This is a genomic window from Pseudidiomarina salinarum (assembly GCF_000753715.1).
GTDB lineage: Bacteria > Pseudomonadota > Gammaproteobacteria > Enterobacterales > Alteromonadaceae > Pseudidiomarina > Pseudidiomarina salinarum.
In genome coordinates this window covers 57319-83340 of record NZ_JPER01000005.1, presented here as the reverse complement: position 1 = coordinate 83340, position 26022 = coordinate 57319, and the positions used below count along the sequence as shown (strand labels likewise).

Annotated in this window: 25 protein-coding genes and 1 tRNA gene; 1 reads left to right on the top strand and 25 read right to left on the bottom strand. The window is 53.6% G+C overall.

Going from position 1 to position 26022, the window contains the following annotated elements; translation table 11 throughout:
• Nucleotides 1–4 precede the first annotated feature (4 nt).
• The 12 genes from IDSA_RS09600 to rpsU all read right to left on the bottom strand — a co-directional run bounded on the left by IDSA_RS09600 (nucleotide 5) and on the right by rpsU (nucleotide 10980).
• A complete protein-coding gene (locus tag IDSA_RS09600; protein ID WP_034776345.1) occupies nucleotides 5–391 on the bottom strand; it encodes a hypothetical protein in 387 nt (128 codons plus the stop codon).
• A 157-nt stretch (nucleotides 392–548) separates the two neighbouring features.
• Nucleotides 549–812, bottom strand: a complete 264-nt coding sequence (locus tag IDSA_RS09595; protein WP_034776344.1) for a Txe/YoeB family addiction module toxin — start codon at nucleotides 810–812, stop codon at nucleotides 549–551.
• Nucleotides 809–1051: a type II toxin-antitoxin system Phd/YefM family antitoxin gene (locus IDSA_RS09590; RefSeq protein WP_034776343.1), complete on the bottom strand. Its 243-nt coding sequence runs from the start codon at nucleotides 1049–1051 to the stop codon at nucleotides 809–811. Before IDSA_RS09590 ends, IDSA_RS09595 begins: the two co-directional genes overlap by 4 nt.
• Nucleotides 1052–1192: 141 nt before the next feature.
• On the bottom strand, nucleotides 1193–1558 hold the full coding sequence (locus IDSA_RS09585) for a cupin domain-containing protein (RefSeq protein WP_034776342.1): 366 nt from the start codon (nucleotides 1556–1558) through the stop codon (nucleotides 1193–1195).
• Between the two features lie 229 nt (nucleotides 1559–1787).
• Nucleotides 1788–3818 (bottom strand): CocE/NonD family hydrolase, encoded by a 2031-nt coding sequence (locus IDSA_RS09580; protein ID WP_034776341.1) that lies wholly within the window; start codon nucleotides 3816–3818, stop codon nucleotides 1788–1790.
• Complete coding sequence (locus IDSA_RS09575; protein WP_084694100.1) at nucleotides 3815–5146, bottom strand: ATP-grasp domain-containing protein; 1332 nt, start codon at nucleotides 5144–5146, stop codon at nucleotides 3815–3817. The genes IDSA_RS09580 and IDSA_RS09575 overlap by 4 nt, the downstream gene beginning before the upstream one ends.
• 149 nt (nucleotides 5147–5295) lie before the next feature.
• Nucleotides 5296–5371 (bottom strand) — tRNA-Ile (locus tag IDSA_RS09570).
• A gap of 100 nt (nucleotides 5372–5471) precedes the next feature.
• Nucleotides 5472–6260, bottom strand: coding sequence for an amidohydrolase family protein (locus IDSA_RS09565; RefSeq protein WP_034776340.1), 789 nt, complete (start codon nucleotides 6258–6260; stop codon nucleotides 5472–5474).
• A gap of 31 nt (nucleotides 6261–6291) precedes the next feature.
• Nucleotides 6292–8130 (bottom strand): RNA polymerase sigma factor RpoD, encoded by a 1839-nt coding sequence (gene rpoD / locus IDSA_RS09560; protein WP_034776339.1) that lies wholly within the window; start codon nucleotides 8128–8130, stop codon nucleotides 6292–6294.
• Nucleotides 8131–8243: 113 nt separating this feature from the next.
• Nucleotides 8244–8630, bottom strand: coding sequence for a DUF3192 domain-containing protein (locus tag IDSA_RS09555; protein WP_034776338.1), 387 nt, complete (start codon nucleotides 8628–8630; stop codon nucleotides 8244–8246).
• A gap of 214 nt (nucleotides 8631–8844) precedes the next feature.
• Nucleotides 8845–10599 carry a DNA primase gene (dnaG, locus tag IDSA_RS09550; RefSeq protein ID WP_034776337.1) on the bottom strand — a complete coding sequence of 585 codons (1755 nt, stop codon included), beginning with the start codon at nucleotides 10597–10599 and terminating at the stop codon, nucleotides 8845–8847.
• 165 nt (nucleotides 10600–10764) lie between these two features.
• Complete coding sequence (gene rpsU, locus IDSA_RS09545; RefSeq protein WP_034733010.1) at nucleotides 10765–10980, bottom strand: 30S ribosomal protein S21; 216 nt, start codon at nucleotides 10978–10980, stop codon at nucleotides 10765–10767.
• Nucleotides 10981–11210: 230 nt separating this feature from the next.
• On the opposite strand from rpsU, the gene IDSA_RS09540 reads away from it, so the two are divergent.
• The gene (locus tag IDSA_RS09540; RefSeq protein WP_034776336.1) at nucleotides 11211–11840 is read left to right on the top strand and encodes a MarC family protein; all 630 of its coding nucleotides are present in this window, start codon (nucleotides 11211–11213) and stop codon (nucleotides 11838–11840) included.
• A 16-nt stretch (nucleotides 11841–11856) separates the two neighbouring features.
• Here IDSA_RS09540 and tgt read toward each other — a convergent pair whose 3' ends face one another.
• The 13 genes from tgt to metK form a co-directional block, all read right to left on the bottom strand.
• Nucleotides 11857–12975: a tRNA guanosine(34) transglycosylase Tgt gene (tgt, locus tag IDSA_RS09535; protein WP_034776335.1), complete on the bottom strand. Its 1119-nt coding sequence runs from the start codon at nucleotides 12973–12975 to the stop codon at nucleotides 11857–11859.
• A 49-nt stretch (nucleotides 12976–13024) separates the two neighbouring features.
• Nucleotides 13025–14074, bottom strand: coding sequence for a tRNA preQ1(34) S-adenosylmethionine ribosyltransferase-isomerase QueA (gene queA / locus IDSA_RS09530; protein WP_034776334.1), 1050 nt, complete (start codon nucleotides 14072–14074; stop codon nucleotides 13025–13027).
• A gap of 112 nt (nucleotides 14075–14186) precedes the next feature.
• Nucleotides 14187–15185 (bottom strand): hypothetical protein, encoded by a 999-nt coding sequence (locus IDSA_RS09525; protein ID WP_034776333.1) that lies wholly within the window; start codon nucleotides 15183–15185, stop codon nucleotides 14187–14189.
• Between the two features lie 4 nt (nucleotides 15186–15189).
• Nucleotides 15190–15780 (bottom strand): hypothetical protein, encoded by a 591-nt coding sequence (locus IDSA_RS09520; protein ID WP_034776332.1) that lies wholly within the window; start codon nucleotides 15778–15780, stop codon nucleotides 15190–15192.
• Nucleotides 15777–16319, bottom strand: coding sequence for an RNA polymerase sigma factor (locus IDSA_RS09515; RefSeq protein WP_034776331.1), 543 nt, complete (start codon nucleotides 16317–16319; stop codon nucleotides 15777–15779). The genes IDSA_RS09520 and IDSA_RS09515 overlap by 4 nt, the downstream gene beginning before the upstream one ends.
• A 132-nt stretch (nucleotides 16320–16451) precedes the next feature.
• Nucleotides 16452–17720 (bottom strand): inorganic phosphate transporter, encoded by a 1269-nt coding sequence (locus IDSA_RS09510; RefSeq protein WP_034776330.1) that lies wholly within the window; start codon nucleotides 17718–17720, stop codon nucleotides 16452–16454.
• A gap of 15 nt (nucleotides 17721–17735) precedes the next feature.
• Nucleotides 17736–18416, bottom strand: coding sequence for a TIGR00153 family protein (locus tag IDSA_RS09505; protein ID WP_034776329.1), 681 nt, complete (start codon nucleotides 18414–18416; stop codon nucleotides 17736–17738).
• A 108-nt stretch (nucleotides 18417–18524) separates the two neighbouring features.
• The gene (locus IDSA_RS09500; protein WP_232221293.1) at nucleotides 18525–19316 is read right to left on the bottom strand and encodes a DUF481 domain-containing protein; all 792 of its coding nucleotides are present in this window, start codon (nucleotides 19314–19316) and stop codon (nucleotides 18525–18527) included.
• A 90-nt stretch (nucleotides 19317–19406) separates the two neighbouring features.
• Complete coding sequence (gene fba / locus IDSA_RS09495; protein WP_034776328.1) at nucleotides 19407–20471, bottom strand: class II fructose-bisphosphate aldolase; 1065 nt, start codon at nucleotides 20469–20471, stop codon at nucleotides 19407–19409.
• Nucleotides 20472–20508: 37 nt separating this feature from the next.
• Nucleotides 20509–21690, bottom strand: a complete 1182-nt coding sequence (locus IDSA_RS09490) for a phosphoglycerate kinase (RefSeq protein WP_034776326.1) — start codon at nucleotides 21688–21690, stop codon at nucleotides 20509–20511.
• 25 nt (nucleotides 21691–21715) lie between these two features.
• Complete coding sequence (epd, locus tag IDSA_RS09485) at nucleotides 21716–22744, bottom strand: erythrose-4-phosphate dehydrogenase (RefSeq protein WP_034776323.1); 1029 nt, start codon at nucleotides 22742–22744, stop codon at nucleotides 21716–21718.
• On the bottom strand, nucleotides 22741–24753 hold the full coding sequence (gene tkt, locus IDSA_RS09480) for a transketolase (RefSeq protein ID WP_034776321.1): 2013 nt from the start codon (nucleotides 24751–24753) through the stop codon (nucleotides 22741–22743). Before tkt ends, epd begins: the two co-directional genes overlap by 4 nt.
• Before the next feature lie 91 nt (nucleotides 24754–24844).
• Nucleotides 24845–25993, bottom strand: a complete 1149-nt coding sequence (gene metK, locus IDSA_RS09475; RefSeq protein WP_034776320.1) for a methionine adenosyltransferase — start codon at nucleotides 25991–25993, stop codon at nucleotides 24845–24847.
• Between the last annotated feature and the right edge of the window lie 29 nt (nucleotides 25994–26022).

Sequence of the window (26022 nt, the reverse complement as noted above, 5' to 3'; positions counted from 1 at the left end):
GCCGCTAAGCCCAGCCCCTGAGCTTAGCGGCAATGTAAGGTGCGAGTGCTGTCACGGCGAGGACAATAAGCCATATATTGCCACCTGTGAAGGTGTAGGCCTCCAGCAACTCAGGCCATGACTTGCCTTGCCAGAGCCCAAATGAAAACTCGAACGCGAGGGTAAGTGCGAGCCAGCCCAGCTCAACAGGCCGCTGGATTTGTAACCAGGGAAGCGAAAAGTAAGCCACGCCAATAATCAAGGCGCAAAGCAGCAACCCACTCAGTATGAGAGCTGCCGGGGTTCCGAGCGCTGGCATAAGCACAGATTCGCGCAGCACACCGTTGATAATAGCCAGCAGCAGAATACCTGCCCAAATCACCAATGCCTTTAAAGCGACCAGGCTAATCATCGAGTTCTCCTGTTATTAGCGAGACGCCATAGGGCGTGAATTTAATATCATAGCCGAAAGGATTATCCCGCGGAGCTTGCTCTGGCTCCATTCCAGGCAGTCGAAGCCATCAAGCTGATAAGCCACCTTACCATCGGCAATAGAGCCTGAGTTCACGCTATTCGTAGTGGCTCCAAAGCCGGAGAACTTTCACTACGTTTTTGTCATCAAGAACTTGGTAAACCAAGCGATGCTGAATATTAATTCGACGGGAATAGGCTCCCGCAAGATCACCGATGAGCTTTTCAAACGGAGGCGGCTTGCGGTAGGGGTCTTCTGCTATCAGAGCTAACAGTTCCAGGGCTTTGGGCTTGAGACCGCTGGCGGCCAGTTTCTTTGCATCCTTCGAAGCTTGCTTAGTGTAAACCAACTTCCATGTCACCAGTCCAGCTCCTCGTCGCACTCATCCACGCCGGCATCCATCCCCTCGCGAATAGATTCACGCATGCCCGGAACAGAGAGCAGGAAAAGCGTTTCCTGAATCGCCGACCAGTCTTCTTCGGAGATCAGGACAGCCTTGTTCCGCTTACCTGTGATAGTAATCGGTTGGTGGGATTCGGCAGTTTCATCAATCAACCGGTAAAGATTGCTGCGCGCTTCAGTTACTGTGATTCCGGTCATGACATACCTCTTTACTGTCCAATCTTTCACCAAGTGTACGCTTTTTAGTACGTACGTCAAGACGATCGCTTTGTAGAACCGCCAGGCAATGAGCGCCACCCGGTTCGAGCTATCGTCGAAACGACAGAGGATTTAAATGAGTTAGATCCAAACATCGTTTTCTGCAGTTTGCATACTGGTCTCGTCCCCTGTATTCACGACCCCCTGCGGCTCGATAAGTAGAACTTTCGCTTCATTCTCGGCATATGGCTTGTGTTCAACGCCCTTAGGAACAACATACATTTCGCCTTCCGACAAACTTACATACCCATCCCGGAAGTCGATCCTGAGATTTCCCTCAAGCACGATGAATGTTTCATCGGTGTCTTTGTGATCGTGCCAAACGAATTCACCTTGGATCTTGACCACCTTGAACTGATAGTTATTCATCTCGGCAATTACCTTAGGCGACCACTGCTCAGTAAAGAGACCGAGTTTGTTTTTGAAATTTATCGCCTGATAGTTCACATGAACTCCTTACTGGTTGCAGTTAACGACACGCATGCTTCTGGTTGGTGAATGGTGTAGCAACACTAATATACCCGGTAACACGCAAAGTATAGGTTCCTGCCATATCCGGATAGTGGGTACGGAGGCTTAATCATGTTGTCACGAGTCGCAAGTAATATGTTCTGGATGGCGCGCCATGAAAAAGCGGTCGAGGCAACTGAGAAGTTAGAAACGCAGCTAGGTACGCTCAGATATGGTCGCGCGGGATCGTCTCGTCCCAGCTCATGCAGCACACCCGCGTCTCGCCTTCATAGGCATCGAGTTCGGCGCGGATGTAGAAATTGTTCTCGTCCGAGGTCAGGCAGGTATAGGTCCGGGTCTTGATCTTCCAGTCGTCGCGCTGAAGCGTCCGGATCCACTCAGTTTGCCCCCTCACGCTGGTGAAATCGCCCGTGACGGCTGAATATTTCTCCACTGCACGGGTGCCGACCGTCAGGCCGATATCGTCGAAGCGAAACAGGCCGCGATCATCGATGACCTCGAGTTCGGAGCGCTGGTCAGCAAGATCGCGATGGACCAGCCAGCGATGCTCACCCGGTTCGTACACAGTGGTCGAGGGGGGATGCGCGCAGACCGGCGGATCGAAGCTTGCCTCCTCTTCCCCGCCGACATTTTTCGTGCGGCAAGGCAGGATGATCCGGCTCTTGCCCGTATAGACCGTGAGCTTGGTGGATTCCGGTGGGGTCCAGGCCATCGGCCAGTAGACCGTGGATACCGAAACCCGAATTCGGTGGCCCTTCTCGAAGCGCTGGGCGATATAGTTCAAGGGCACCTTAACCCTGTAGCGCTTGCCTGGTTCCAGTAATTCGGGGTGTTGGCGACTGTCACGATGGGTGAGGTTGAGCATTCCGTAGGTCACGCGCGTGATTTGATGGTCGGGCAGGAAATCCGACAGGCGCACCGCGACCATGGCGATCGGCTGGTCGCTCTCCAAGTCGAGTTCGACGACCGGCTGACCAAGAATCTCCACGTCCTCTTCCAGCTCGTGGGTCTGGAAGATCAGTCCGCCGCCGTCCTCGGAACGCTGGTCACCGGCGAGATCCGGCCCGTTGGCGTAGGAACACCATTTGCCGGCGAACAGTCCCAGCGTGACCGGGGACTGGACCTTCATGCCCACCTCCTCGGTCTCCTCACCGCTATCCTCTGCGACGAGGTGGCGTCCGGTCCCGAAGCTGTAGGCGCGAGGCTCGATATCCGGACTCGGCCATTCAGCCTCGACCACCCAGCGGCCTTTGCGGTATTTGTACTGGGGATTGGGCGGGGCGGAGTCCTGCATGTAGGCGCACAGCATGTTCTCGTCGTCCATGCCGAGGTCCTTGCCCTTCAGCCAGTGATCCCACCAATCGAGAAGCTCGCCGAGAAAGTCGATGGCCGGCCCGGGGCTTCCGATATGCGGATAGGTGTGACCCCAGGGCCCGACGAGGCCCTTACGCGGCACGTCGAGATTTTCCATTAGGCGGAAGACGGTATTGGTATAGCCGTCGGCCCACCCTGAGACTGCGAAGACCGGGATCTTGATGTCGCCGTAATGATCGGAAACTGAGCCGTGCCGCCAGTAGCTGTCGCGGCGCTGATGCTGCAGCCAGGTCTTCAGCCACAGTCCGCTACCCGTCAGGCGCTCCATCCACATGTTCTTCCAGCGGTCCCCCACTAGCGCGGGGTCGGGCGGCATGGTGTTGTAAGAGAACATGACGCCAGCCCAGGAGAGATTGTCGCCCAACAGCGTGCCGCCCATGTGGTGGATGTCGTCGGCATAGCGGTCGTCGCTGGAGCAGACCGTAACGATGGCCTTGAGGGGTTCGGGCTGCATCGCCGCAATCATCAGACCGTTGAACCCGCCCCAGCTGATGCCCATCATTCCGACATTGCCGTCGCACCAGTCCTGCTCGGCCAGCCAGTGGATGGCGGCCACGCCGTCATCGAGCTCGCTCTGCAGGTACTCGTCAGTCAGCACGCCCTCGGATTCCCCGCTGCCCCGAATGTCCAGGCGAACACAGGCATAGCCGTGTCCGGCGAGGTATTTGTGCGTGATCTCGTCGCGCACGGTCGAACCGAAGCGCTTTCTGTAGGGAATGTATTCCAGGATCACCGGTACCGGATCGTCGCCTGAATCCTTCGGGCGCCAGACGCGCGCGGCCAGCTTCAGGCCGTCGCCGACCGGGATCCAGACATTCTCCTCCTCGATGATCTCGCGGGGAAAGTCGGATACGCTTTTCATGAGTTCTCGGGGAGCGGCTGAATGTAGATGGGAAGCGAAGCTAGGATCCGGTTATACGCATCCTCCAGCATGTCCTTGTCGTGGCCGCCGAGGAAAATGTCGGCAAGCTCGTACGAATAACTGTCTTGATAAAACATGTCAGAGAGACGCTGATCCTTCTCGACAAGAACGTTCGCATCGAAATCGGGCAGGATACGTTTCAACTCCGCGATCTCTTCGGAGCTGGGCACGCGCTTGACGATGCCATCGGCCTCGAAGCTTCTCAGCATGAACTTGCCCGCGATGGCGTCTTTTCCTTCGCGGTAAGGCATGTCCGGCTCGAGCCCCATCGACAGCTCGATAGCCACCTTCTGGTGAGCCGCGCCGTCGACCATGTGGAATAACGGAGAGTGGGACTTGGAGATTCGGGCGTTGATCTCGAGCAGATGCAGGTCGCCGCTTTCGGGATCGTAGAAGAATTCGACATTGAACGGCGAGTCGTCATAGCCGATCGCCGTCATCATCTTGCCGGTGATCTCGGTGGAGCGCTCGATGACGTCTTCGGGCAGATCGGCGGGATACTGATAGCGCGAGAAGCTGGACGCGTGCTCGCCCCCGCGCAGGGATTCCACCGCGCCGTAGATCCTAGTTTCGCCCTGCCAGACATAGCCTTCCAGCGTGAACTGCCGCTTGGCCGAAATGAGTTGTTCGGCCACGGCGAAATTGCCGTCGATACCGTCGATCTCGCTGCGGTCCTCAAGCTTGTCCAGGAAAGCGTTGAAAGGCTCGCCGATCAGATGGATCTTCTGGCGACAGGCTTGCAACGCCTCATCGAATCCTCCCTCGTCCTCGACCAGAAACCCGAGCACGGAGGAATGACCTTTGACCGGTTTGAGCCAAAACGGATAGTCCGGCGCGTCTTTCTTCGCATTTTCCGGATCAAAGGGATTGATGGCACGCACCTCGGGTGTAGCACCGGGGAAGGCCTCTTTCTGCTTCAGGCGTGCCCAGTACTTATGCTCGCATTTCGCGACCGCTTCGGGACTAGCACCCGGCATTGCGTAGTCGCGCCGCAGCAACGAAACGAGCGAGGTCACGGGAAAATCCAGATAGCCGATGATCGCATCTGGCCTGCCGCCATGCGCGTCGATAATGGATCTGGCATGCTCGTAAAGCTCGTCGAAATCGATGCGCCCGCTGGCTGGCTGAACGTCAGAATATTCAAGTGTACGGATCAGTTCCCAGTTCTCCGAGCCCGGGATTTTCTCGATCAGGGAGAGATTGTAGTCGTCGGCACCGACGACGAAGATCTTTTTTTTGTCGCTGCTGGCCTGGGTCCCATCGTTCATCTGTAATATCCCCATACTCGCTAGACTTTCAGAAGTATAGGACAAGTCTTAATAAATTTCCTATTTCGACGAGCCTGCTAATATACCAAGAACGGGATTTCGCTGCCGGTGAAGTAAATTAAAAATAGGCCAGCTACATAGGCTTAAGATGGTGGCCCCTCCCAGATTTGAACTGGGGACCAACCGATTATGAGTCGGGTGCTCTAACCACTGAGCTAAGGGGCCATTTGGTATTTCGGTAGGGTGCTTTTAGTAAAGCGGGCGCAAGTATATGAAATTTCGGCCCGCTTGTCATGACCCCTCGAACAGAAAAAGGGAGGCTTTTTTACAGTTTTATGCCGTAGAATTCAGCGGCGTTGGTGGCAAAGACTTTGTCGATTGCCTTGGCGTCATCAAGGGCGTTACAGATAGTATCGATGTCGCCAAAGTTGAATGGCCGCTCGGTACGTACTGATGGCAGGTCGGTACCAAACATCAGGCAGTCGGGGTTGGTCTTGTACAGAAGCTTCACGGCTTCGCTGACGTTCACTTCGGTGCGACCAAAACCACTGGCTTTAATCTTACCGCCAGCTTCGGCCAGACGCTGAATCTGCGATACGCCAGAACGCGCCATGCCCAGATGGTCGATTGACACTTTTGGCAGCTTCAGCAGCTTCGGCAGTACTTCGTCCAGCTCGCGGCTATCCACGTACATTTCGAGATGCCAGCCAGCCAGATCCCAGATCCGCTCACCAAAATCCACCAGGTTGTCTAAACCACGTACCACGCGCCGCTTCAGGTTCACCCGTACGCCGCGAATGCCCTGCTCTTTTAATGCCAGAATCTTCGCGTCAGACACACTACTCGGTAAGTTGGTGATACCCACAAAGCCTTCGCCGAGCTTAGGCAGGGCATTGGCAAAGTAGGTATGGTCAAAGCCCTGAACTGAGCCAGACACCAGCGCGCCGCCAACGATGGGCAGGTCTTTGGTGCGATCTTTGTAGTCTTCAACGGTAAAAGGCGGTGGCAAAAACCCCTGATTTTCGATCAGGGGATATGCGCTGTTATAGATATGAAAGTGCGCATCGACAATGCGATGCGGTTGCTGTTTTTCGGTCTGATCAACTTCGATCATAAATCATCCTTTTCAGCGAAATGAGTACGTTTTATTCGTCCAGGAACGACTTCAGCTGCTCCGAGCGGCTTGGATGCCGCAGTTTACGCAGCGCTTTAGCTTCGATCTGACGAATCCGTTCACGAGTCACGTCGAACTGCTTACCAACTTCTTCCAGAGTATGGTCGGTATTCATGTCGATGCCAAATCGCATACGCAGTACTTTCGCTTCACGTTGGGTCAGGCCGCCTAAAACTTCGCGGACCGCGTTACGCAGACTTTCGGCCGTGGCCGAGTCTACCGGCAGATCCAGCGTGGTATCTTCGATGAAATCACCCAGATGCGAATCTTCATCATCGCCAATAGGGGTTTCCATGGAGATCGGCTCTTTGGCGATCTTCAGTACTTTGCGGATCTTGTCTTCAGGCATGACCATGCGCTCGGCCAGTTCTTCCGGCGATGGCTCACGACCCATTTCCTGCAGCATCTGCCGCGAGATCCGGTTCAGTTTATTAATGGTTTCGATCATATGCACCGGGATCCGGATCGTCCGGGCCTGATCCGCAATGGAGCGGGTAATGGCCTGACGTATCCACCAGGTGGCATAGGTCGAGAACTTGTAACCGCGGCGGTATTCAAACTTATCCACGGCTTTCATCAAACCGATGTTACCTTCCTGGATTAAGTCCAGGAACTGCAAGCCACGGTTGGTGTATTTTTTCGCAATTGAGATAACCAGTCGCAGGTTGGCTTCAACCATCTCTTTCTTCGCCCGGCGAGCCTTGGCTTCACCGATAGACATGCGACGGTTGATATCTTTCACCTTGGCGATGGTCAGCCCGGTTTCAATCTCAACTTCAGCCAGCTTGTGAATGCAGCGCTCAAGCTCTGGTTGCAGAACCTTCAGGGCGTCTGCATAGCCTTCGCCGCTGGCAATGGCGGCATCCAGCCAGGCCGTGCTGTTTTCATTACCGGCGAACGACTTCATGAAAGCGCGCTTCGGCATCGCCGACTGTTCAACACACATCTTCATGATCAGGCGTTCCTGCACACGCACACGATGCATCATGTCGCGCATGTCTTTCACCAGCCGATCAAACTGCTTGGGCACCAGACGGAACTGCTTGAACAGGTCGCTCAGGGCGTCAATTTCAGAACGGGCTTTGGCATGGTCGCGGCCGTGCTTGCTGATCGCCTTGCGGGTTTTTTCGTACTGGTCTCGTAACTGACCGAACTTCTGGCGCGCGAATTCCGGATCGATACCGCCTTCTGAGGCGTCATCGTCGTCATCATCGTCGTCGCCATCGTCATCTTCGTCTTCGAGCTCTTCTTTGGACAGTTCAGACCCGATATGGGTTGCTGCAACCGGAGCTTCGTCCACTTCGTTGGGATCGATAAATCCTGAGATAATATCCGTCAGCCGCATTTCTTCGGCTTCACAGGTGTCCCACTGATCAAGTAAAAAGTTAATGGCTTCAGGGTATTCAGCAACTGAACACTGAACCTGATTAATGCCTTCTTCGATGCGCTTGGCGATGTCGATTTCGCCTTCACGGGTCAAGAGTTCGACAGTACCCATTTCGCGCATATACATGCGCACCGGGTCGGTGGTGCGGCCTAGTTCGCCGTCAACACTGGCCAGCGCCTGCGCGGCAGCCTCCGCAGCGTCTTCGTCGGCGGTGTCTTCGCTCATCATCAACTCATCAGCATCCGGTGCGTGTTCAAACACCTTGATGCCCATGTCGTTGATCATACTAATAATGTCTTCGATCTGATCCGAATCAACGATCTCAGAAGGCAGATGATCGTTCACTTCCGCGAACGTTAAATACCCCTGCTCTTTGCCTTTGGCAATAAGCGTTCTGAGCTGTGATTGACGACTCTGCTGCATACAGAAATACCACCTGATATTTATAGAAAAAGTAACCGACCTTAAACGTTATCGAAGATAAAATTCAAGACCGGAAACTATAGCAGATTTTGTCGTTTTGAGCCAGAAATTAATCAGTCGTGGTGCGGGATACGGGCCAACGCCAGGTCGCCGGTACCAATCAGTACGCCATCAGCAAATACCAGTGGAGTGCACTCGTCTTTGGTGGTGTTGCCATCAGCGTGAACCCGATTTGTGCGATAGTACATAACGCGATAGCGCACACCATCCACTGTGACCAGGTCAGAGAAGTTTGGTGTCCCCATCTCATTTTCGACTTGTTTCAGCGTCGCACCCTCATTAAAACTGGCGATAGCTTTACGGTTGCGCTCTTCTCTTTCTTCGTAATCGGCTTTGTCGTAGCTGTGTATGCCATCACCATCGGCAACGACGATACAGCCCTGCAGGCCAAAGCTAAGCGCGGCCACTAAACCTAAAGCGGCTAATTGAGAACCTTTCATGTGTTACTCCAATTCATAATTGTTTGATTTATTGTCTAAATTATCAGGGGTAAGATATGTACTTACAGGCTAACCTTATGCAATAGCGATGCCATACTAGCTATCTTACTGTTATAACTGAAATTTATTATTAAGCTGGCTTAAGCATAAGGCCCCGGGGTGAGGCATCTGACCAACTCGTTAGTCCATTTCACTAATCCGTTAGCTGATTGGTCTATTTTTTCTTGCCTTTGCCGGAGCGGTATTTCAGCAAGGTCATGTATTCCTGCTGCTCGGCACGCGTCAACGGAGTCTGCTGTTCTTTTTCCAGCAATTCACTGGCGCGTTGCTCAACAAACTGGTCGATAAAAAACAGGAAAATATCCAGAAACTCCTGCCGCACTTTCTCGGGATCCAGATGATGGTCCCAGCGCGCTAACTGGCGCAGCGCATTTTCTTCCGGCGTGCCCCGCCACATTTCCAGCAGTTGCGCGCTGTTAACCGGACGCTCACGGGTTTGCCGGTGCATCGCCAGCAGCAAATCAATACCGGGCAGCTTCAGCGCTTTGAGTTCTTCATGCAGGGGCACTTCCTGGCCCAGTTCAGGATGCTGCAACAGCAGGCCGATAGCCCGCCGCATGGGCGTGATTTTCAGGCTTTCCGCCGGGCGACGGCCACTGGCGGGCGCCTTGATATGGTTCGCGATCTGTGAGGTTTCGCGGCGCAACAGGCGGGCCAGCCGTTCCATCAGGGTCTCACGGTAGAAGTCACTGGCGATGCGCTCAATCAGCGGCTTGGCCTGCTTCAGCAGCGTGGATTTACCGGCATCGGTATTCAAATCAAGCGATTCTGCCAGATGGCTGAAAAAGTAATCGGTAAAGCTCTGGGCTTTTGTCAGGCGCTCTTCAAAGCGTTCGGCGCCCTCTTGGCGCACCAGCGAGTCTGGATCCTCGCCATCAGGCAGGAACAGAAACTTGAGTTCAAGGCCGTCGGTCAATAGCGGCAGCGCGTTCTCCAGCGCCCGCCAGGCAGCGTCACGGCCGGCACGGTCGCCATCATAGCAGCAGACCACCCGGGGCGTGGCGCGGAACAACATTTGCAACTGCTCGGTAGTGGTGGCGGTGCCCAGTGAGGCCACGGCATAGTTAATACCGGCCTGGGCCAGCGCCACCACGTCCATGTAGCCTTCAACGATTAGGATTTGCTCAGGCTGTCGATGGGCCTGACGCACTTCATAAAAGCCATAAAGTTCGCGGCCTTTATGGAAAATACGGGTTTCCGGCGAGTTCAGGTATTTCGGGCCATCACCTTCCAGCACCCGGCCACCGAAGCCGACTACCCGTCCCCGCCGATCGCGGATCGGGAACATCACCCGGTCGCGGAAGAAGTCATAATAGCGACCCTTCTCGTTTTTATTGACCAGCTTAAGTTCAACCAGTTGCTCACGGCTGGCAGTGCCGTTCGACAACGCCTTCAGAATGCCATCCCACTCATCAGGGGCGTAGCCAATCTGGAAGGCTTTGACGATCTCGCCGCTGAGCCCGCGGTTCTTCAGGTACTCAATAACTTTGGCGGAGTTCTGGTGATGGCGCAGCTGATGGGCAAAAAAGCGCGCCGCCTTTTCCATCTGCTCGTAATCATCGGCTGCCTGAGCGCGTTTTTTCGCATCGGCCTGCGGATTGGCAGTAGTTTCGCGGGGTACTTCCAGCCCCAGCATGCTGGCCAGCTCTTCGATGGCTTCAGGGAATTCGAGGCCGTCGAACTTCATCAGAAAATCCAGCGCATTGCCGTGCTCGCCACAACCAAAGCAGTGGTAAAACTGTTTGTCCGGGGCGACAGTGAAGCTTGGCGTTTTTTCATTATGGAAGGGGCAACAGGCCTGATAATTACGACCGGCTTTTTTCAGCGGCACACGGCTATCCACCACTTCGACCACATCGGCACGGTCAATTAAGTCATGAATAAAGCTTTTTGGAATCAGCCCTGCCATCGGTGTCCTGTTTATAAACTAGCGCTTATGCGGAAAATGAACCTGATTGTACCTGCAACAACGGAAATGAAAAAGCCGGACTGAGCATAACTCAATCCGGCTTCGAGGTCTGTGCTTCGTAGTGGCACCGCGTTTCGGCAGAGCCGTTACGGTAAAACCAGTATATTAATACAGACGAGTGCGACGTGCGTTTTCGCGCGACAGCTTCTTCGCGTGACGTTTCACAGCAGCAGCTTTCTTGCGCTTACGCTCTGAAGTTGGCTTTTCGTAGAATTCACGACGACGAACTTCAGAAAGTACACCTGCTTTCTCGCAAGAGCGCTTGAAACGACGCAGAGCTACGTCAAAAGGCTCGTTTTCTTTTACTTTAACAACTGGCATTAAAATCTCACCTCAATGAAAAATTCTGTGCTGGATTAATCCCTGCCAGCTAGACCGGCTAAAAATTAACCACGACGATTAAATTTGGTGCTGAATTGTAGCGAGTTCATATGCTGATGTAAAGCCTGTGCATGATTAAAAATGAGCAGCGTTGCAACGCTGCAATTTTTTAACGAATACATTAAACTGTGCGTGTCGCTATGCACCCCGCTACCACGGAAAATTAATCTATGCTGGAAACATTCTTATTTCAGTTCACATCGCTGTTTACCATGATCAATCCGATCGCAGCGATTCCTATCTATATTGCTCTGACCGAAGCGATGACGCCCAAAGCTGCGCGCTGGGTGGCTATGCGGGCATCCATTACTGCCGCCATCGCTTTGTGTGTATTTGCCCTGCTCGGCGAGGCGATTTTTAGCTTCTTTTCGATTTCGGTCAACGGCCTGCGGGTCGCCGGCGGTATTCTGTTCTTCGTAATGGGTTACGAAATGCTTCGTGGCCGCACCGTACCTAAACGCGTAGACGGCGAAACCGAAAGTGACTTTGGCTCGGATGTCGCGGTCACGCCCATCGGCATTCCTATGGTCGCCGGCCCCGGCGCGATTACCATGGTTATCCTGTTTATTCAGGACAGTCCGGACACCAGTAACAGCATCAGCCTGTTCGCCGCCATCCTTGCGGTCTGTGCGCTGACGGCGGTATTTCTTGCTACCGGCCGGCAGCTGCTGGCTAAATTGGGCCGCAGCGGTTCAAAAATTCTGATGCGGCTGATGGGCTTGATCGTAATGCTGATTGCCGTTGAATTCTTCTTCGCCGGCATCAAACCCTACATCGTCGATATCGCCCGCGCTATTTAAAGCCTTATTCGGGGACTTATGCCGGCAACGACGGAACCGGCAGGTCACGCTTGGCGTAAAATCCCGCCACGTGTTCTTCCAGCCGGTCAGCTTCAATCGCGTCCCGTAAATCCTGCATGACTTTCTGATAAAAGTGCAGGTTATGGATGGTATTCAGGCGGCCACCCAGCATCTCGTTGGAACGATCCAGATGATGCAGGTAGGCGCGGCTGTAATTTTTGCAGGTGTAGCAGTCACACTCAGGATCCAGTGGGCCGGTATCGGTGCGATGCGCGGCGTTACGGATCTTCACCACCCCGGTGCTGATAAATAAATGGCCGTTGCGGGCATTGCGGGTGGGCATCACGCAGTCAAACATATCAATACCGCGGCGCACCGCCTCCACCAAATCTTCCGGTTTACCCACACCCATCAGGTAGCGCGGTTTATCCGCCGGCATCTGCGGTGCGGTATGGTCCAGGATCCGCATCATATCTTCTTTCGGCTCACCCACCGACAAGCCGCCAATGGCATAGCCATCAAAGCCAATCTTGGTTAAGCCATCCAGCGAGATGGTGCGCAGTTCTTCATACATGCCGCCCTGGATAATCCCGAACAGTGCAGCCGGATTATCGCCGTGCGCCGCTTTCGAGCGCTCGGCCCAGCGCAGCGATAACTCCATTGACGTGCGGGCTTCGGTGGTAGTAGCGGGATGCGGCGTACATTCATCAAAAATCATGACGATGTCGGAGCCCAGGTCACGCTGCACTTCCATCGACTTTTCCGGTGTCAGCAAAATCTTCTCGCCGTTAATTGGCGAACGGAAGGTCGCGCCTTCTTCGGTGATTTTGCGCAGCTCACCCAGACTGAACACCTGAAAACCGCCGGAATCCGTCAGAATCGGCTTATCCCAGTTCATGAAATCGTGCAGATCGCCGTGCTGCTTGATGATGGACGTACCCGGACGCAGCATCAGATGAAAGGTATTACCAAGGCAAATCTGGGCGCCGGTCGCGGCCACTTCTTCTGGCGTCATGCCCTTAACGGTGCCAGCGGTTCCTACTGGCATGAAGGCTGGTGTTTCAACCACCCCGCGGTCAAAGGTCATACGACCGCGACGCGCTTTGCCGCTGGTCTTCAGGAGTTCAAATTTCATTTCATCACCGAATTAGTTTAGTGCGAAGAGCTTCTGCAGGCAGTATACCTTAGCTCGGTTTACGGGTCACAAACATCGCGTCGCCGTAGCTGAAGAAGCGGTATTTATGCGCGACTGCTTCGCCATAGGCTCGCAGCACAGCTTCGCGCCCGGCAAAGGCGGATATCAGCATGATCAGCGTAGATTCCGGCAGGTGGAAGTTGGTGATCATGGCGTCGATAACCTGGAATTCATAGCCGGGATAAATAAAGATGTCGGTATCGGCGAAAAATGGCACCAGGTCGGTACCGGCCAGCTTTGCTGCCTGGGCAGCTGATTCCAGTGAGCGCACGGAAGTGGTCCCAACAGCCACTACACGCCCGCCGCGGGCCCGGGTGGCAGCAATAGCAGCAACGGTCTCCTGCGGTACTTCGGCGTATTCGCTGTGCATGTGGTGCTCTTCGATATTATCCACCCGTACCGGCTGGAAGGTACCAGCACCTACATGCAGAGTCACATAAGCAAACTCGACGCCTTTATCTTTGAGCTGCTGCAGAATCTGTTCGTCAAAGTGCAGGCCTGCGGTAGGCGCCGCCACGGCACCGGGCTTTTTGTTATACACGGTCTGATAACGTTCGCGGTCACTAGCTTCGTCAGGCCGGTCGATATAAGGCGGTAACGGCATATGGCCATACTGCTCAAGCACTGCCAGCACGGGCTCATCAGTATGAAAACGGAGTTCGAATAAAGCGTCCTGCCGGCCCAGCATCTCCACTTCAACCGCCTGCTCCATCAGCAGCCGCTGCCCGGGCTTTGGTGAGCGATTACTGCGCACATGCGCCAGCACCCGGTGGTCGTCCAGGATGCGCTCCACCAGCACTTCAACTTTACCGCCACCGCTCGCCTTCTCACCCAGCATACGCGCGGGTATTACCCGGGTATCATTAAACACCAGCAGATCGCCTGCCTGCAGTTGTTCAGTGATATCGCGGAACTGGCGATGAGTGACCGTTCCGCTGGGTCCGTCCAGGCACAACATACGGCTGGCGCTGCGCTCTGGCTGCGGATAATGGGCTATTAATTCATCGGGTAATTCAAAACTAAAATCTTTCAGGTTCATGGAGCTACTGGCTGGTTACTTTGCGAGCGCGTACTTTAGCGTTTTTAGCGGCAAAAAAAAAGCGCGCCAGGGGCGCGCTAAGCAGAGAGATATAACAACCGAACTAATGTCTCTAGAAACTATACGTGGTGGCATTCCGTAAAAGATCAAGGGGTCCGTTATTTCCGCTGCAGTTTGTTACTGCCTGTTTGCTGAAAATATGGATCTTGTCACTGTTTCTGCCAACCTCAGGATCCCCTGCACCTTCAATAATCAGGGTAATACTTTCATTGCCTGGTAGCGCTCTCAGCGTATTACCGTAATCGCATAAAGTCTGCGCCATAGTTTGTTCAAACTGAGCGATCTGCTGGTTGCGTTGCTCCATGCGTTCAGCGCGCCGAACTTCGGCTTTCAGTTGCACGTCTTTACGTACTTTCTGAACCTTTTCCCGTGCTTTATCCAGCTTCTCCCGGTTCTTGGCCAATGCTTCCTCAGCTTGTTTCAGCTCTTTCTCGACTTTTTTATCGCCTTTGCCTTCAGCATTACGCTTAGCATATTCAAGATCCCGGACACGACGCTGCAGCTCGCGGGTTTCCCGCGCTTCTTCACGCAGTGTCTCAATTGCTTCAAGTTGTTCCTCAGTAAAGGTGTCGGCCGAAATGAAATTCACCGATTCAGTAACACCCATCGACTCTTCAATATGAACTTCATAAATGTCTTCGATCGCCTCACCCACCCGGCGAATTACCCGATGAACATCAGGTGAATCACCTTCTAAAATCTCGATTTCAATTTCCGGCTCATCCGGCATCGGCGGCATTGGTGGCATTGGCGCATTCCCCATTATCATCCGGCCGCCACCCGCCAGCCGGGTGCGGAATACCACGCCCTGGCCTGCCAGGTAGCTATAATCCAGTTTGCCGGCACTACGCCATAACGAGCGATCGTTGTGGCGCTCCTGCCGCAGTGTGGTGTTAAAGATGCTCGCCATCACTTCAAGCTGCTGCCGCAGTTCGTTGCGCTCGGCGCCGGCGCCCTTACCCTTACCTTTGCCCTGAGCCATAGCTAATGAGCTCACCAGAGCGGTGCTGAGAATGACAGAAATCGCTACTACACTAAGTTTGGTACGCATAATTTTATTCCTTCACTTGAGATGCCGGATAAACCGGATACTGTCGGGGTTCGACATAGTCTTCTGAATATTGTTGTAACAGGTTGGCAAAATACACCTGGTCGTCTTCCCGCTGCGAGTTCACATAGCGGATCAGATCGGCCATGTCGTCCTGGCGCTCGTCACGGCTGGTGGCCAGTACATAGTTCACCAGTTGTTGGTTGACTGTGGTCAGTTCGGCACGGAAATCTTCACGGAAGTCTTTGCGCAGCGTACTGGCGTAATTGGCCAGTTGTAATTTCTGTTCGGCCTGATAGTCGGCTAGTCGCTGCTCAACCAGTGTTTCAATGGTTGCGGGATCCACTCCGTCACCAAAGCGCACGGTAAAGCCATCATTGGTCTGACTGAACTGTACCTGGCCCATAACCAGCAATAATGCGCAGGCTGATACAGCCATCGCTGAAACCGGTAACCAGGGCCGTTGCCACCACGACAGTGGTTGCGTCACGTTCGCATGGCGAAAGGTACTTTCGCGTGACCATTCGGGGACTGTCTCAGGCCGAAGATCATCCGCTGCCGACTGCAGCCATTGTTCAAATTCGGTGTGTTTAGTCATACTACCTCCACCAATTCCTGTAATTTACTGACGGCGCTGTAAAGCCGTGATTTCACTGTGTTCAGCGGGGTATCGAGCTGGGTTGCGATGTCCTGCAACTTCAGGTGCTGAAAAAATTTCAGTTCGACAATCTGACGTTGCTCCAGCGGTAACTGTTGCATTGCACGGATCAGCTGCTGCCCACGTTGCTGCCCTGCATAGATTCGTTCGGGATTATCCCAGTCGGCATCACTGACCTGCTCGTCCAGCTGATCGTCGCTGTGGTGATCACGCCGCCGGCGGTAATGCTCAATACAGCGATGATGGGCGATGGTCATCAGCCAGTTCTTAAATGAGCATTCACCGCGCCAGCCAGCCAGATTACGAAACACCGACACAAATACGTCCTGCATCAGATCCATAGCGTCATCGCGATTACTCAGCATGCGCAGGCCATAGTTATAGACCAGCCCTTCATAGCGCTTTACCAGTTGCAGCCACGCCTGCTTATTATTTTCCAGCGCCCGTTTAATCAGCCGCTCATCTGAAGGTGCAAACACGTGATCTCAGTCCTTATGGATTTGTCACTGTAGTCGTTAGCAAAGCACGAAAAGTTGTTTCTGACTGTAATTTATTTGCAAGCAGGCACAAAAAAAGGCGGCCGAAGCCGCCTTTTTCATCTACAGAGCGCGTTACACGCCGAATGCAGCCTTGATGATGTAGAAGAAAATAATCGACATAATCGCACCGGCTGGCAGAGTCACTACCCAGGATACGACGATGTTTCTTACTACCACCAGATTCAGGGCGGCAATACCACGGGCCATGCCCACACCTAATACCGCGCCAACCAGCGTTTGCGTGGTTGAAATCGGCAGGCCGGTGCCTGACGCGATAACGACCGTCGTGGCCGCTGCCAGTTCTGCAGCAAAACCGCGGCTTGGTGTTAAGTGGGTGATGCCGGCACCGATAGTGGCGATAACGCGACGACCCAACATGGCCAGACCGGCCACGATACCGATGGCGCCGATTGGCAATACCCACCAGGCTAGCTGCGCTTTACTGGCGATTTCACCACCGCTGGTGACGACGCTTACAACTGCAGCTACCGGGCCTATGGCGTTTGCGACATCGTTCGAACCATGCGCAAATGCCATGGCACAGGCGGTGACCACCATCAGAATAGCGAACACTTTCTCGACGTTGGTGTAGTGCATTTCACGGTCATCGGAAGGATTAAACTTGAGCCGCGCAATCGCCCATTTACCAAGGAAAAACACCACAACAGCAACGACCAGAGCCAATGCGTAGCCTTCCATGGTGGTGAAGTCCAGGCCAACGTGCTTGAGGCCCTTGGTAATAGTAACCAGCGAGATCATAAAGCCCGTCAACCCCATATAAAATGGGACATAGCGTTTCGCCATGGCTAACGGGTTCTCCTGATCAAAAATCAGCTTTTGGGCACTCAGAAAGATAAAGTAGGCAATCAAACCGGCAATCATTGGCGTGACTATCCAACTGCCGACAATGCCACCGACTTTCAACCAGTTTACCGCATCCGGGCTTACACCCACGGCCGCAAAGCCAACAATGGCACCGATGATCGAATGGGTAGTAGAAACCGGCCAGCCCAACCAGGAAGCAAGCATCAGCCAGATGCCCGCCGCCAGCAAAGAGCCAATCATGCCAAATACCAGCAGTTCCGGTACATCGACGAAGTAGGCCGAGTCAATAATGCCCTTGCGGATCGTAGAAGTGACCTCACCACCCGCCAGATAAGCGCCGGCGAATTCAAAGATCATGGCAATAAAAATTGCCTGCTTGATGGTCAGCGCTTTGGAACCGACCGAGGTCCCCATCGCATTAGCTACGTCATTGGCACCTATCCCCCAGGCCATGAAGAAGCCAAACACAGCGGCAAGAACGATCAGCGTCGTACTATAGGAAGTTATGATATCCATAGTTTTATCTCCGGCTTAGCCGCGTGCAAGCATGAGTTCAAAACGCGCTCCCACGCGCTCCGCCAGATCAGCAAGATCACCAACCCAGTCCAGGATCTGATATAAAAACATCGCGTTCAACGGGTTCATCTCCCGCTCAAGCGCGCGCAACTGTTTGCGCAACTCGATCTGCAGGGTATCGGTATCCGCTTCAATCGCATCCAGTTCGGAAATCATTTTGTCAACCAGCTGGCGTTCACGACCTTTAAAGCCCACTTCCAGCAGGTCATCAAATTCACCAATGGTTTCACAAGCTTTTTCAGTCGCATCCAGGCATCGATTCAGATAAGCATCAAAGCCTTCAATCATCGACTCAGGGATCAGCATCTGGCGACCCGTGATTAATCCGGAAATGTCTTTGGCTTTATTGGCAATACGATCCTGTTGGGAAACTAGCTCGAGCAAATCAGTACGCTCTACCGGCATAAACAGGCCGCTGGGCAGGTTTAAACGTATATCACGCTTCAGATCATCAGCTGCTGATTCTTTTTTTACAATAGCCTGACGGTGGATATCAGCCTCTTCCCAGTCATTTTTATATACAGCCTGGAAAAACGGCTTCAGCGTAATTGCACAGTCATGTACTTGGGTGATGTGCTCGATCATGGGTTTGATCGGCGACTTGGCAAACATGCCAAGGAATGAATTTGCAGACATAAAAGTTCGCCTATGTTGCTGCTGGTGGTGTTATGTATTTACCTTACTCAGGTGCGCGCATACTAACGAAAACGCTGCGCACCTGCAAAAGATTAATACGCAACCGCATCAAAAACTATAGACGAGGGTTACCGACGTTTCGGTGTCCAGTTTCTTTTTTGACTCATCGTCAAGATTGGAGTTGTGAGAACCAGCCACTGCGAACTTCAGTGCCAGCGAACTATTAATATTGGCGGAAACGGAAATTTCAGCGCGGGTTTTGGTATTTTCTTCACCAATTTCCGTTGATGCCAGACTTTTTAGTACCGAGGTTTTGGTAATATCCCAGTTCAGACTACCAGCAAGACGCAAAATAGCGCTGCTTTCCTGCTCCTGCGGAACCCCATCAATAATTGGCTTATTTACCGCGTAACCAGGACCTGCTTCGTAATCTGCATATAGCTTTTCGCTGTAGCGATACCGCGCACCATAACCGACTGCCACAGTGCCCTGATACTCGTAGCCACTGAACTCATCTGCTTCATAAGAACCGAACACGAACAACGACGAACGACTTTCGGGGTCAAATTTGTAGTTGGATTGGCCCGAAACAAAGAACTTATCGGCGGTTTTTTGCTTTTCGCCTGTGGCCGGATCTTCCTGCTCTGAGCGGTAATAATCCACCACGCCCTTATGCCGCCATTCTTTATAATCGCGGGCCGCGTTTAATTTGGTTTTAAAGGTTTCAGTCTTGGTATTACCAGAGGTATAGAGCAGCCCTAATTCAGCGCTCGCCTCCCAGTCTTCCTGTTCTTCCACATCAAGATCGCTGGCATCGTCGTACATAAAGATGGATGCCGACGCTGGCATCGCCAGGCTCAGCATCAGCAATGCAATAGTAGGTGCAACTGTTGATTTCACGTTTACCTCGTCTTGATCGTCGTAAAAATAAAAAAAGCCATAACCACGGCGCTATTATACCCCGTGATTATGGCCTGTCTAAAGAGGGTTTTAGTTCACTTTAGCGTCTAAATCGCCCCGTTCGTAGCGCTTAAACATATCTTCCAGTGAAACGACCTTAATTTTGCTGGCCTGACCGGCAGAACCAAAGGCTTCGTAACGCGCTTTACAAATTTCATGCATGGCATCGGTAGATGCTTTAAGGAATTTGCGCGGGTCAAAATTACTGGCGTTCTGCGCCAGGTGGCGACGAATCGCACCAGTGGACGCTAAGCGCAGATCGGTATCAATGTTCACCTTACGCACGCCGTGCTTAATGCCTTCGGCAATCTGCTCAACCGGCACGCCGTATGTTTCCGGAATCTCGCCGCCGAACTCGTTGATTATCTTCAGCCATTCCTGTGGTACTGATGACGAACCATGCATCACCAGATGCGTATCAGGAATACGCTTATGAATTTCTTTAATCCGATCAATGGCCAGAATATCGCCAGTCGGTGGCCGCGAGAATTTATAGGCACCGTGCGAGGTACCACAGGCAATCGCCAGAGCATCCACATTGGTCGCCTTAACAAACTGTGCCGCTTCTTCAGGATCAGTCAGCAACTGATCATGGGTCAGCTTGCCTTCTGCACCCACGCCGTCTTCTTCGCCGGCTTCACCGGTTTCGAGCGAGCCCAGAACGCCCAGCTCGCCTTCTACTGAAACACCGCAGGCATGCGCCATTTCGACAACCTTGCGGGTCACATTAACGTTGTAATCATAGTCAGCGGGGGTTTTGCCGTCTTCTTTCAGCGAGCCGTCCATCATTACTGAGCTGAAGCCCAGCTGAATGGAGCGCTGGCAAACTGACGGGGAAGTACCGTGATCCTGGTGCATCACCACCGGAATATGTGGCCATTCTTCAATCGCTGCCAGAATCAGGTGGCGCAGGAAGGGCGCGCCAGCATAGCTACGGGCACCGGCTGAAGCCTGCACGATAACCGGGCTGTCTGCCGCGTCAGCAGCTTCCATGATGGCCCGCATCTGTTCGAGGTTGTTAACGTTGTAGGCCGGCACACCATAATTATGTTCGGCGGCGTGGTCGAGTAACTGACGCAATGAAATTAAAGCCATGAAATTAGTCTCCTGAGTTCCTGTTCTGATCGGCTGTTCAGCCGTTTAACGCGCGCTCTTCCAGAATCGCGACTGCCGGTAGCTTTTTACCTTCCAGAAATTCCAGGAAGGCACCACCGCCGGTTGAAATGTAACTGATTTTATCAGCGATCCCATACTTATCAATGGCTGCAAGCGTATCACCGCCGCCAGCAATTGAGAATGCATCACTTGCGGCTATGGCTTCGGCTATTACCTTAGTGCCTTCACCGAACTGATCAAATTCGAATACGCCGACCGGGCCATTCCATACTATGGTGCCAGCCTGCTTGATGATGTCAGCGAACTGTTGCGCAGTTTTTGGTCCGATATCAAAGATCATATCATCACTGGCTACTTCGCTGACGTCTTTGGTCTGTGCGGTAGCGCTCTCACTAAATTCTTTACCCGTTACCACATCCTCTGGTAGCGGTATATCACCGCCTTTTTCCTGCGCTGCCGCGACCAGCCGTTTCGCTTCATCGACCAGGTCAGCTTCATAAAGCGATTTGCCAACATCATGGCCGGCGGCGGCGATAAAGGTATTGGCGATACCACCACCCACAATAAGCTGATCCACCACCGACGACAGTGACTCAAGCACAGTGAGCTTGGTCGATACCTTCGAGCCACCCACGATCGCCACCAGTGGCCGCGCGGGGTTAGCCAGTGCCTTGCCTAGGGCATCAAGCTCAGCGGCCAGTAGCGGACCTGCGCAGGCCACGTCAGCATACTTGGCAACGCCATGGGTTGACGCCTGCGCCCGATGCGCGGTACCAAAGGCATCCATCACAAATACATCACATAGAGCCGCCAGTTGCTGCGACAACGTATCGTCGTTTTTCTTCTCGCCCTTGTTAAAGCGAACATTTTCAAACAGCACCACTTCGTTGCTGCTTACATCAACCCCGTCGAGATAATTAGCTTCCAGCCGCACCGGCACGTTCAGCGCTTGATTCAGATAATCAGCGACCGGTCCCAGCGAGTATTGCTCGTCATAGACCCCTTCTTCCGGTCGTCCCAGATGCGACATGACCATCACTTTAGCACCGCCGTCAAGGGCTGCCTGAATGGTTGGGATGGCCGCCTTCAGCCGCGCATCTGAGGTGACTTTCCCATCTTTAACCGGCACGTTCAGATCTTCGCGGATCAATACCCGCAGGTCGCTCACATCCAGATCTGACAAGGTTATTACTGACATTCACTATCCCTCTTTAACTATTTGATTACTCAGCTTGTGACAACATCACCTGCACCGTGTCAAGCATACGATTGGCAAAACCCCATTCGTTATCACACCAGCACAGTACTTTGATCAGGCGTTTATCGGCCACCCGGGTCTGGGTGCCATCGACAATACTGGAGCGCGGGTCATGGTTGAAATCAATGGATACCAGCGGCTCGTCTACAAAGCCCAGTATTGGCGCCAGCGGGCCCCGGGCAGCATCAGCGAGGATCTTGTTAACCTGGTTGATATCAACCGGAGTGTTCACCGTTACACTCAGATCCATCGCCGTCACATTGGTGGTCGGCACCCGCACCTGTATAGCTTCAAAACGGCCGGCAAACTTCGGCAAAATACGTTCAATGCCCCGCGCCAGGCGGGTATCGACCGGGATAATAGAACGGCCGGCAGCGCGGGCCAGACGCGGATCACTATGATAGGCGTCGATCACCTGCTGATCATGCATTGCAGCATGAATGGTGGTGATAGCGCCGCTGTCGATACCAAAAGCCTCATCCAGCACTTTGATCACCGGCACGATACAGTTGGTGGTACAGGAACCGTTAGAAACCATTTTATGGGCGGCGGTCAGGTTGTCAGTATTGACGCCGAAGATAGCAGTAAAATCCAGATCCGAAGCGCCCGGATGGGAAAACAACACCCGCGGCATGCCGATATCCAGATAGGCCTGGCCGTGACTGCGCTCCCCATGTACGCCGGTGCAGTCAAGTACCGCATCCAGTTCTAAGTCCTGCCACTGCAGCGCACAAATTTCCGGCTCGGCGCTTACTCTGATCGCGTCATCACCCACCTGCAGCATATGCTCATCAGGGCTGATGACCGCACTGCCAAAGCGCCCGTGGCTGCTGTCATATTTCAGCAGATGGGCCATATCTTTTGCCGGCGCCAACTCATTAATAGCCACCACCTGCAACTGCTCGCGATAACCACGCTCGTATAACGCCCGCAGCACACTGCGACCGATACGGCCAAAGCCATTCAGGGCGATGCGTGCCGGGCGCTGCGTCATAAATCCAGCAACTCGCGGGCAGTTCCCACTACGTTATCTGTGGTAAAGCCAAAGTGCTTAAACACGTCACTGGCGGGACCGGATTCACCGAACGTATCCATGCCGATAATTTTTCCGTTCAGACCGACATATTTGTACCAGTAATCGACATAGCTGGCTTCAATCGCGATGCGCCTGGTCACGGCCGCTGGCAATACCCGCTCACGATAGTCCGCTGGCTGCGCATCAAATACGTCGGTTGCCGGCATCGAAACTACCCGCACCTGGTGTCCGTCTGCCTGCAAGGTCTTGGCTGCTGCCATGGCAATGCCGACCTCTGAGCCAGTCGCAATCAGGATCAGTTCCGGCTTCTGCTCACTGTCGAGCAGGATATAACCGCCACGCGAAATATCTGCCAGCTGGTCAGCACTGCGCTCTTGTTGCGGCAGGCCCTGTCGGCTGAAAATCAAAGCAGTGGGGCCGTCGTCGCGTTGAATCGCGGCTTTCCAGGCTACCGCTGATTCCACCTGATCGCACGGGCGCCAGGTGCTCAGTTGCGGTGTGCAACGCAAGCTCGCCAGCTGTTCCACCGGCTGGTGGGTCGGGCCATCTTCACCAAGACCAATAGAGTCGTGGGTATAAACAAAAATACTGCGCTGTTTCATCAGCGCTGCCATACGTATCGCATTACGGGCGTATTCCATAAACATCAGGAAGGTACCGCCGTAGGGGATCAGCCCGCGGTGCAGCGCGATGCCGTTCATCATCGCCGACATGGCAAATTCACGCACGCCGTAATACACGTAATTACCACTGGCATCATCGGCACTAACGCCTTTGGACTCTTTTGATATCGTCAGGTTGGAGCCGGCCAGATCCGCTGAGCCACCGAGCAGTTCAGGTAACATGGGGGCAAAAGCATTCAGGGTATTTTGCGAGGCTTTACGGCTGGCAACGTCAGCGGGCTCTGCCTGCAATTTGGCAATGTAAGCATCGGCCTGGGCATCAAAATCAGCCGGCAGCTCGCTCTTCAGGCGGCGCGACAGTTCATGCGCCAGCTCAGGATAGGCTTCTTCATACTTAGCGAAACGCTGATGCCAGTCATTTTCTCGGCTGGCACCGGCTTCAGTGGCTGACCAGCCAGCGTATATTTCGTCCGGAATTTCAAAAGGCCCGTGATCCCAGCCCAGTTGTTCACGCGCGGCTTTGATTTCGTCTTCACCCAGTGGAGCGCCATGGCAGCTCTCAGAGCCCTGCTTGTTCGGCGCGCCAAAGCCGATAATGGTTTTACAGATAATCAGGGTTGGTTTGTCGGTAACACTGCGGGCCTTTTCAATCGCGTCTTTAACGGCAGCGGAATCATGACCGTCGATGGCTTCAATAACGTGCCAGCCATAGGCGTTAAAGCGCTGAGCGGTATCATCGGTAAACCAGCCTTCTACTTCGCCGTCAATCGAGATGCCGTTGTCGTCATAAAAGGCAATCAGCTTGCCCAGGCCTAAGGTACCGGCCAGCGAGCAGGCTTCGTGAGAAATGCCTTCCATCAGGCAGCCATCGCCAAGGAACACATAGGTATGATGATCAATGATGTCGTGCTGGTCGCGGTTAAACTGCGCCGCCAGAATCTTTTCTGCCAGCGCCATACCAACGGCGTTGGCCAGGCCCTGGCCTAAAGGCCCGGTGGTGGTTTCCACGCCGGGAGCATAACCATATTCAGGGTGACCAGGTGTTTTTGAGTGCAACTGACGGAAGTCTTTTAAGTCGTCAATGCTGAGATCGTAACCAGTGAGATGCAGCAATGAGTAGATGAGCATGGAACCGTGGCCGTTTGATAACACAAAACGATCGCGGTCGGCCCAGTCCGGATTAGCCGGGTTATGCTTCATGTAGTCGCGCCAAAGCACTTCGGCGATATCAGCCATCCCCATAGGGGCACCGGGATGACCGGAATTTGCCTGCTGTACGGCATCCATGCTGAGCGCGCGAATGGCGTTAGCCAGTTCAGTTCTATCCGTTACTGCAGTTGTCATAACAAAACCCCGAATCTCACTGTAAAAGAAGCTTTAAAGAGAAAAAGCACAGATAACGCGTATTCTCCACAATTCGGGGTTTGTAAGCAAATCAGATGTCGCTGCGCAGCGCCTCTGCCCGGTCGGTTTTCTCCCACGGAAATTCATTGCGGCCGAAGTGACCATAAGCTGCCGTTGCCTGATAAATCGGACGTTCCAGATCCAGCATCAGCACCAGGCCATAAGGGCGCAGATCAAAGTGCTTGCGCACTAAGGCGATCAGCTTCTCTTCGTCGTACTTTGAGGTACCAAAGGTTTCAATGCTGATGGATGTCGGCTCTGCGACACCGATGGCATACGACAACTGAATTTCACAGCGATCGGCCAGCCCGGCGGCAACCAGGTTCTTCGCGACATAACGCGCGGCATACGCGGCGCTGCGGTCAACTTTGGACGGGTCTTTACCGGAGAACGCACCACCACCATGGCGGGCCATACCACCGTAGGTGTCGACAATAATCTTACGGCCAGTCAGACCACAGTCACCCATGGGGCCGCCAATAACGAATTTCCCGGTCGGATTAACGAAAATACGATCCTGCTTTTCCGGGAACCAGGCTTCTGGCAATACCGGTTTGATAATGGTTTCAATAACCGCTTCGCGCAGATCCGACTGACTGATGTCTTCATCATGCTGAGTGGAGAGCACCACGGTATCGATGCCGACCGGCTCGCCATTCTCATAAATAAACGTCAGCTGGCTTTTCGCGTCCGGACGCAGCCATGGCAGTGTGCCATTTTTGCGCACTTCGGCCTGACGCTGCACCAGACGGTGAGCGTAAGTAATAGGGGCTGGCATCAGCACATCGGTTTCATTGGATGCATAACCGAACATCAGGCCCTGGTCACCAGCGCCCTGCTCTTCCCGGCTCGCGCGGTCAACGCCCTGACTGATGTCGGGCGACTGTTTGCCGATGGCATTCAGCACCGCACACGAATCAGCGTCAAAGCCCATATCTGAGTGTGTGTAGCCGATTTCACGGACGGTGCTGCGGGTAATTGCTTCAATATCGACCCAGGCCTTAGTGGATACTTCACCACCAACCAGCACCATCCCGGTTTTTACGTAGGTCTCACAGGCCACCCGGGCCATAGGATCCTGCGCCAGGATTGCGTCAAGTACTGCGTCAGAAATCTGATCTGCAATTTTATCCGGATGCCCTTCGGACACCGACTCTGAAGTAAATAAATGCTTTGCCATAGCCAGTTTGTCTCAACTTTTTTGAAATG

What these genes read in the sequence shown, in the direction of transcription:
- IDSA_RS09510 (WP_034776330.1), bottom strand. Translation starts at nt 17,720, where the DNA reads ATGGATATCATAACTTCCTATAGTACGACGCTGATCGTTCTTGCCGCT.
- IDSA_RS09490 (WP_034776326.1), bottom strand. Translation starts at nt 21,690, where the DNA reads ATGTCAGTAATAACCTTGTCAGATCTGGATGTGAGCGACCTGCGGGTA.
- IDSA_RS09555 (WP_034776338.1), bottom strand. Translation starts at nt 8,630, where the DNA reads ATGAAAGGTTCTCAATTAGCCGCTTTAGGTTTAGTGGCCGCGCTTAGC.
- IDSA_RS09520 (WP_034776332.1), bottom strand. Translation starts at nt 15,780, where the DNA reads ATGACTAAACACACCGAATTTGAACAATGGCTGCAGTCGGCAGCGGAT.
- tgt (WP_034776335.1), bottom strand. Translation starts at nt 12,975, where the DNA reads ATGAAATTTGAACTCCTGAAGACCAGCGGCAAAGCGCGTCGCGGTCGT.
- IDSA_RS09565 (WP_034776340.1), bottom strand. Translation starts at nt 6,260, where the DNA reads ATGATCGAAGTTGATCAGACCGAAAAACAGCAACCGCATCGCATTGTC.
- IDSA_RS09525 (WP_034776333.1), bottom strand. Translation starts at nt 15,185, where the DNA reads ATGCGTACCAAACTTAGTGTAGTAGCGATTTCTGTCATTCTCAGCACC.
- rpsU (WP_034733010.1), bottom strand. Translation starts at nt 10,980, where the DNA reads ATGCCAGTTGTTAAAGTAAAAGAAAACGAGCCTTTTGACGTAGCTCTG.
- tkt (WP_034776321.1), bottom strand. Translation starts at nt 24,753, where the DNA reads ATGACAACTGCAGTAACGGATAGAACTGAACTGGCTAACGCCATTCGC.
- metK (WP_034776320.1), bottom strand. Translation starts at nt 25,993, where the DNA reads ATGGCAAAGCATTTATTTACTTCAGAGTCGGTGTCCGAAGGGCATCCG.
- IDSA_RS09600 (WP_034776345.1), bottom strand. Translation starts at nt 391, where the DNA reads ATGATTAGCCTGGTCGCTTTAAAGGCATTGGTGATTTGGGCAGGTATT.
- IDSA_RS09590 (WP_034776343.1), bottom strand. Translation starts at nt 1,051, where the DNA reads ATGACCGGAATCACAGTAACTGAAGCGCGCAGCAATCTTTACCGGTTG.
- epd (WP_034776323.1), bottom strand. Translation starts at nt 22,744, where the DNA reads ATGACGCAGCGCCCGGCACGCATCGCCCTGAATGGCTTTGGCCGTATC.
- IDSA_RS09580 (WP_034776341.1), bottom strand. Translation starts at nt 3,818, where the DNA reads ATGAAAAGCGTATCCGACTTTCCCCGCGAGATCATCGAGGAGGAGAAT.
- IDSA_RS09540 (WP_034776336.1), top strand. Translation starts at nt 11,211, where the DNA reads ATGCTGGAAACATTCTTATTTCAGTTCACATCGCTGTTTACCATGATC.
- IDSA_RS09575 (WP_084694100.1), bottom strand. Translation starts at nt 5,146, where the DNA reads ATGAACGATGGGACCCAGGCCAGCAGCGACAAAAAAAAGATCTTCGTC.
- dnaG (WP_034776337.1), bottom strand. Translation starts at nt 10,599, where the DNA reads ATGGCAGGGCTGATTCCAAAAAGCTTTATTCATGACTTAATTGACCGT.
- fba (WP_034776328.1), bottom strand. Translation starts at nt 20,471, where the DNA reads ATGGCTTTAATTTCATTGCGTCAGTTACTCGACCACGCCGCCGAACAT.
- rpoD (WP_034776339.1), bottom strand. Translation starts at nt 8,130, where the DNA reads ATGCAGCAGAGTCGTCAATCACAGCTCAGAACGCTTATTGCCAAAGGC.
- IDSA_RS09505 (WP_034776329.1), bottom strand. Translation starts at nt 18,416, where the DNA reads ATGTCTGCAAATTCATTCCTTGGCATGTTTGCCAAGTCGCCGATCAAA.
- queA (WP_034776334.1), bottom strand. Translation starts at nt 14,074, where the DNA reads ATGAACCTGAAAGATTTTAGTTTTGAATTACCCGATGAATTAATAGCC.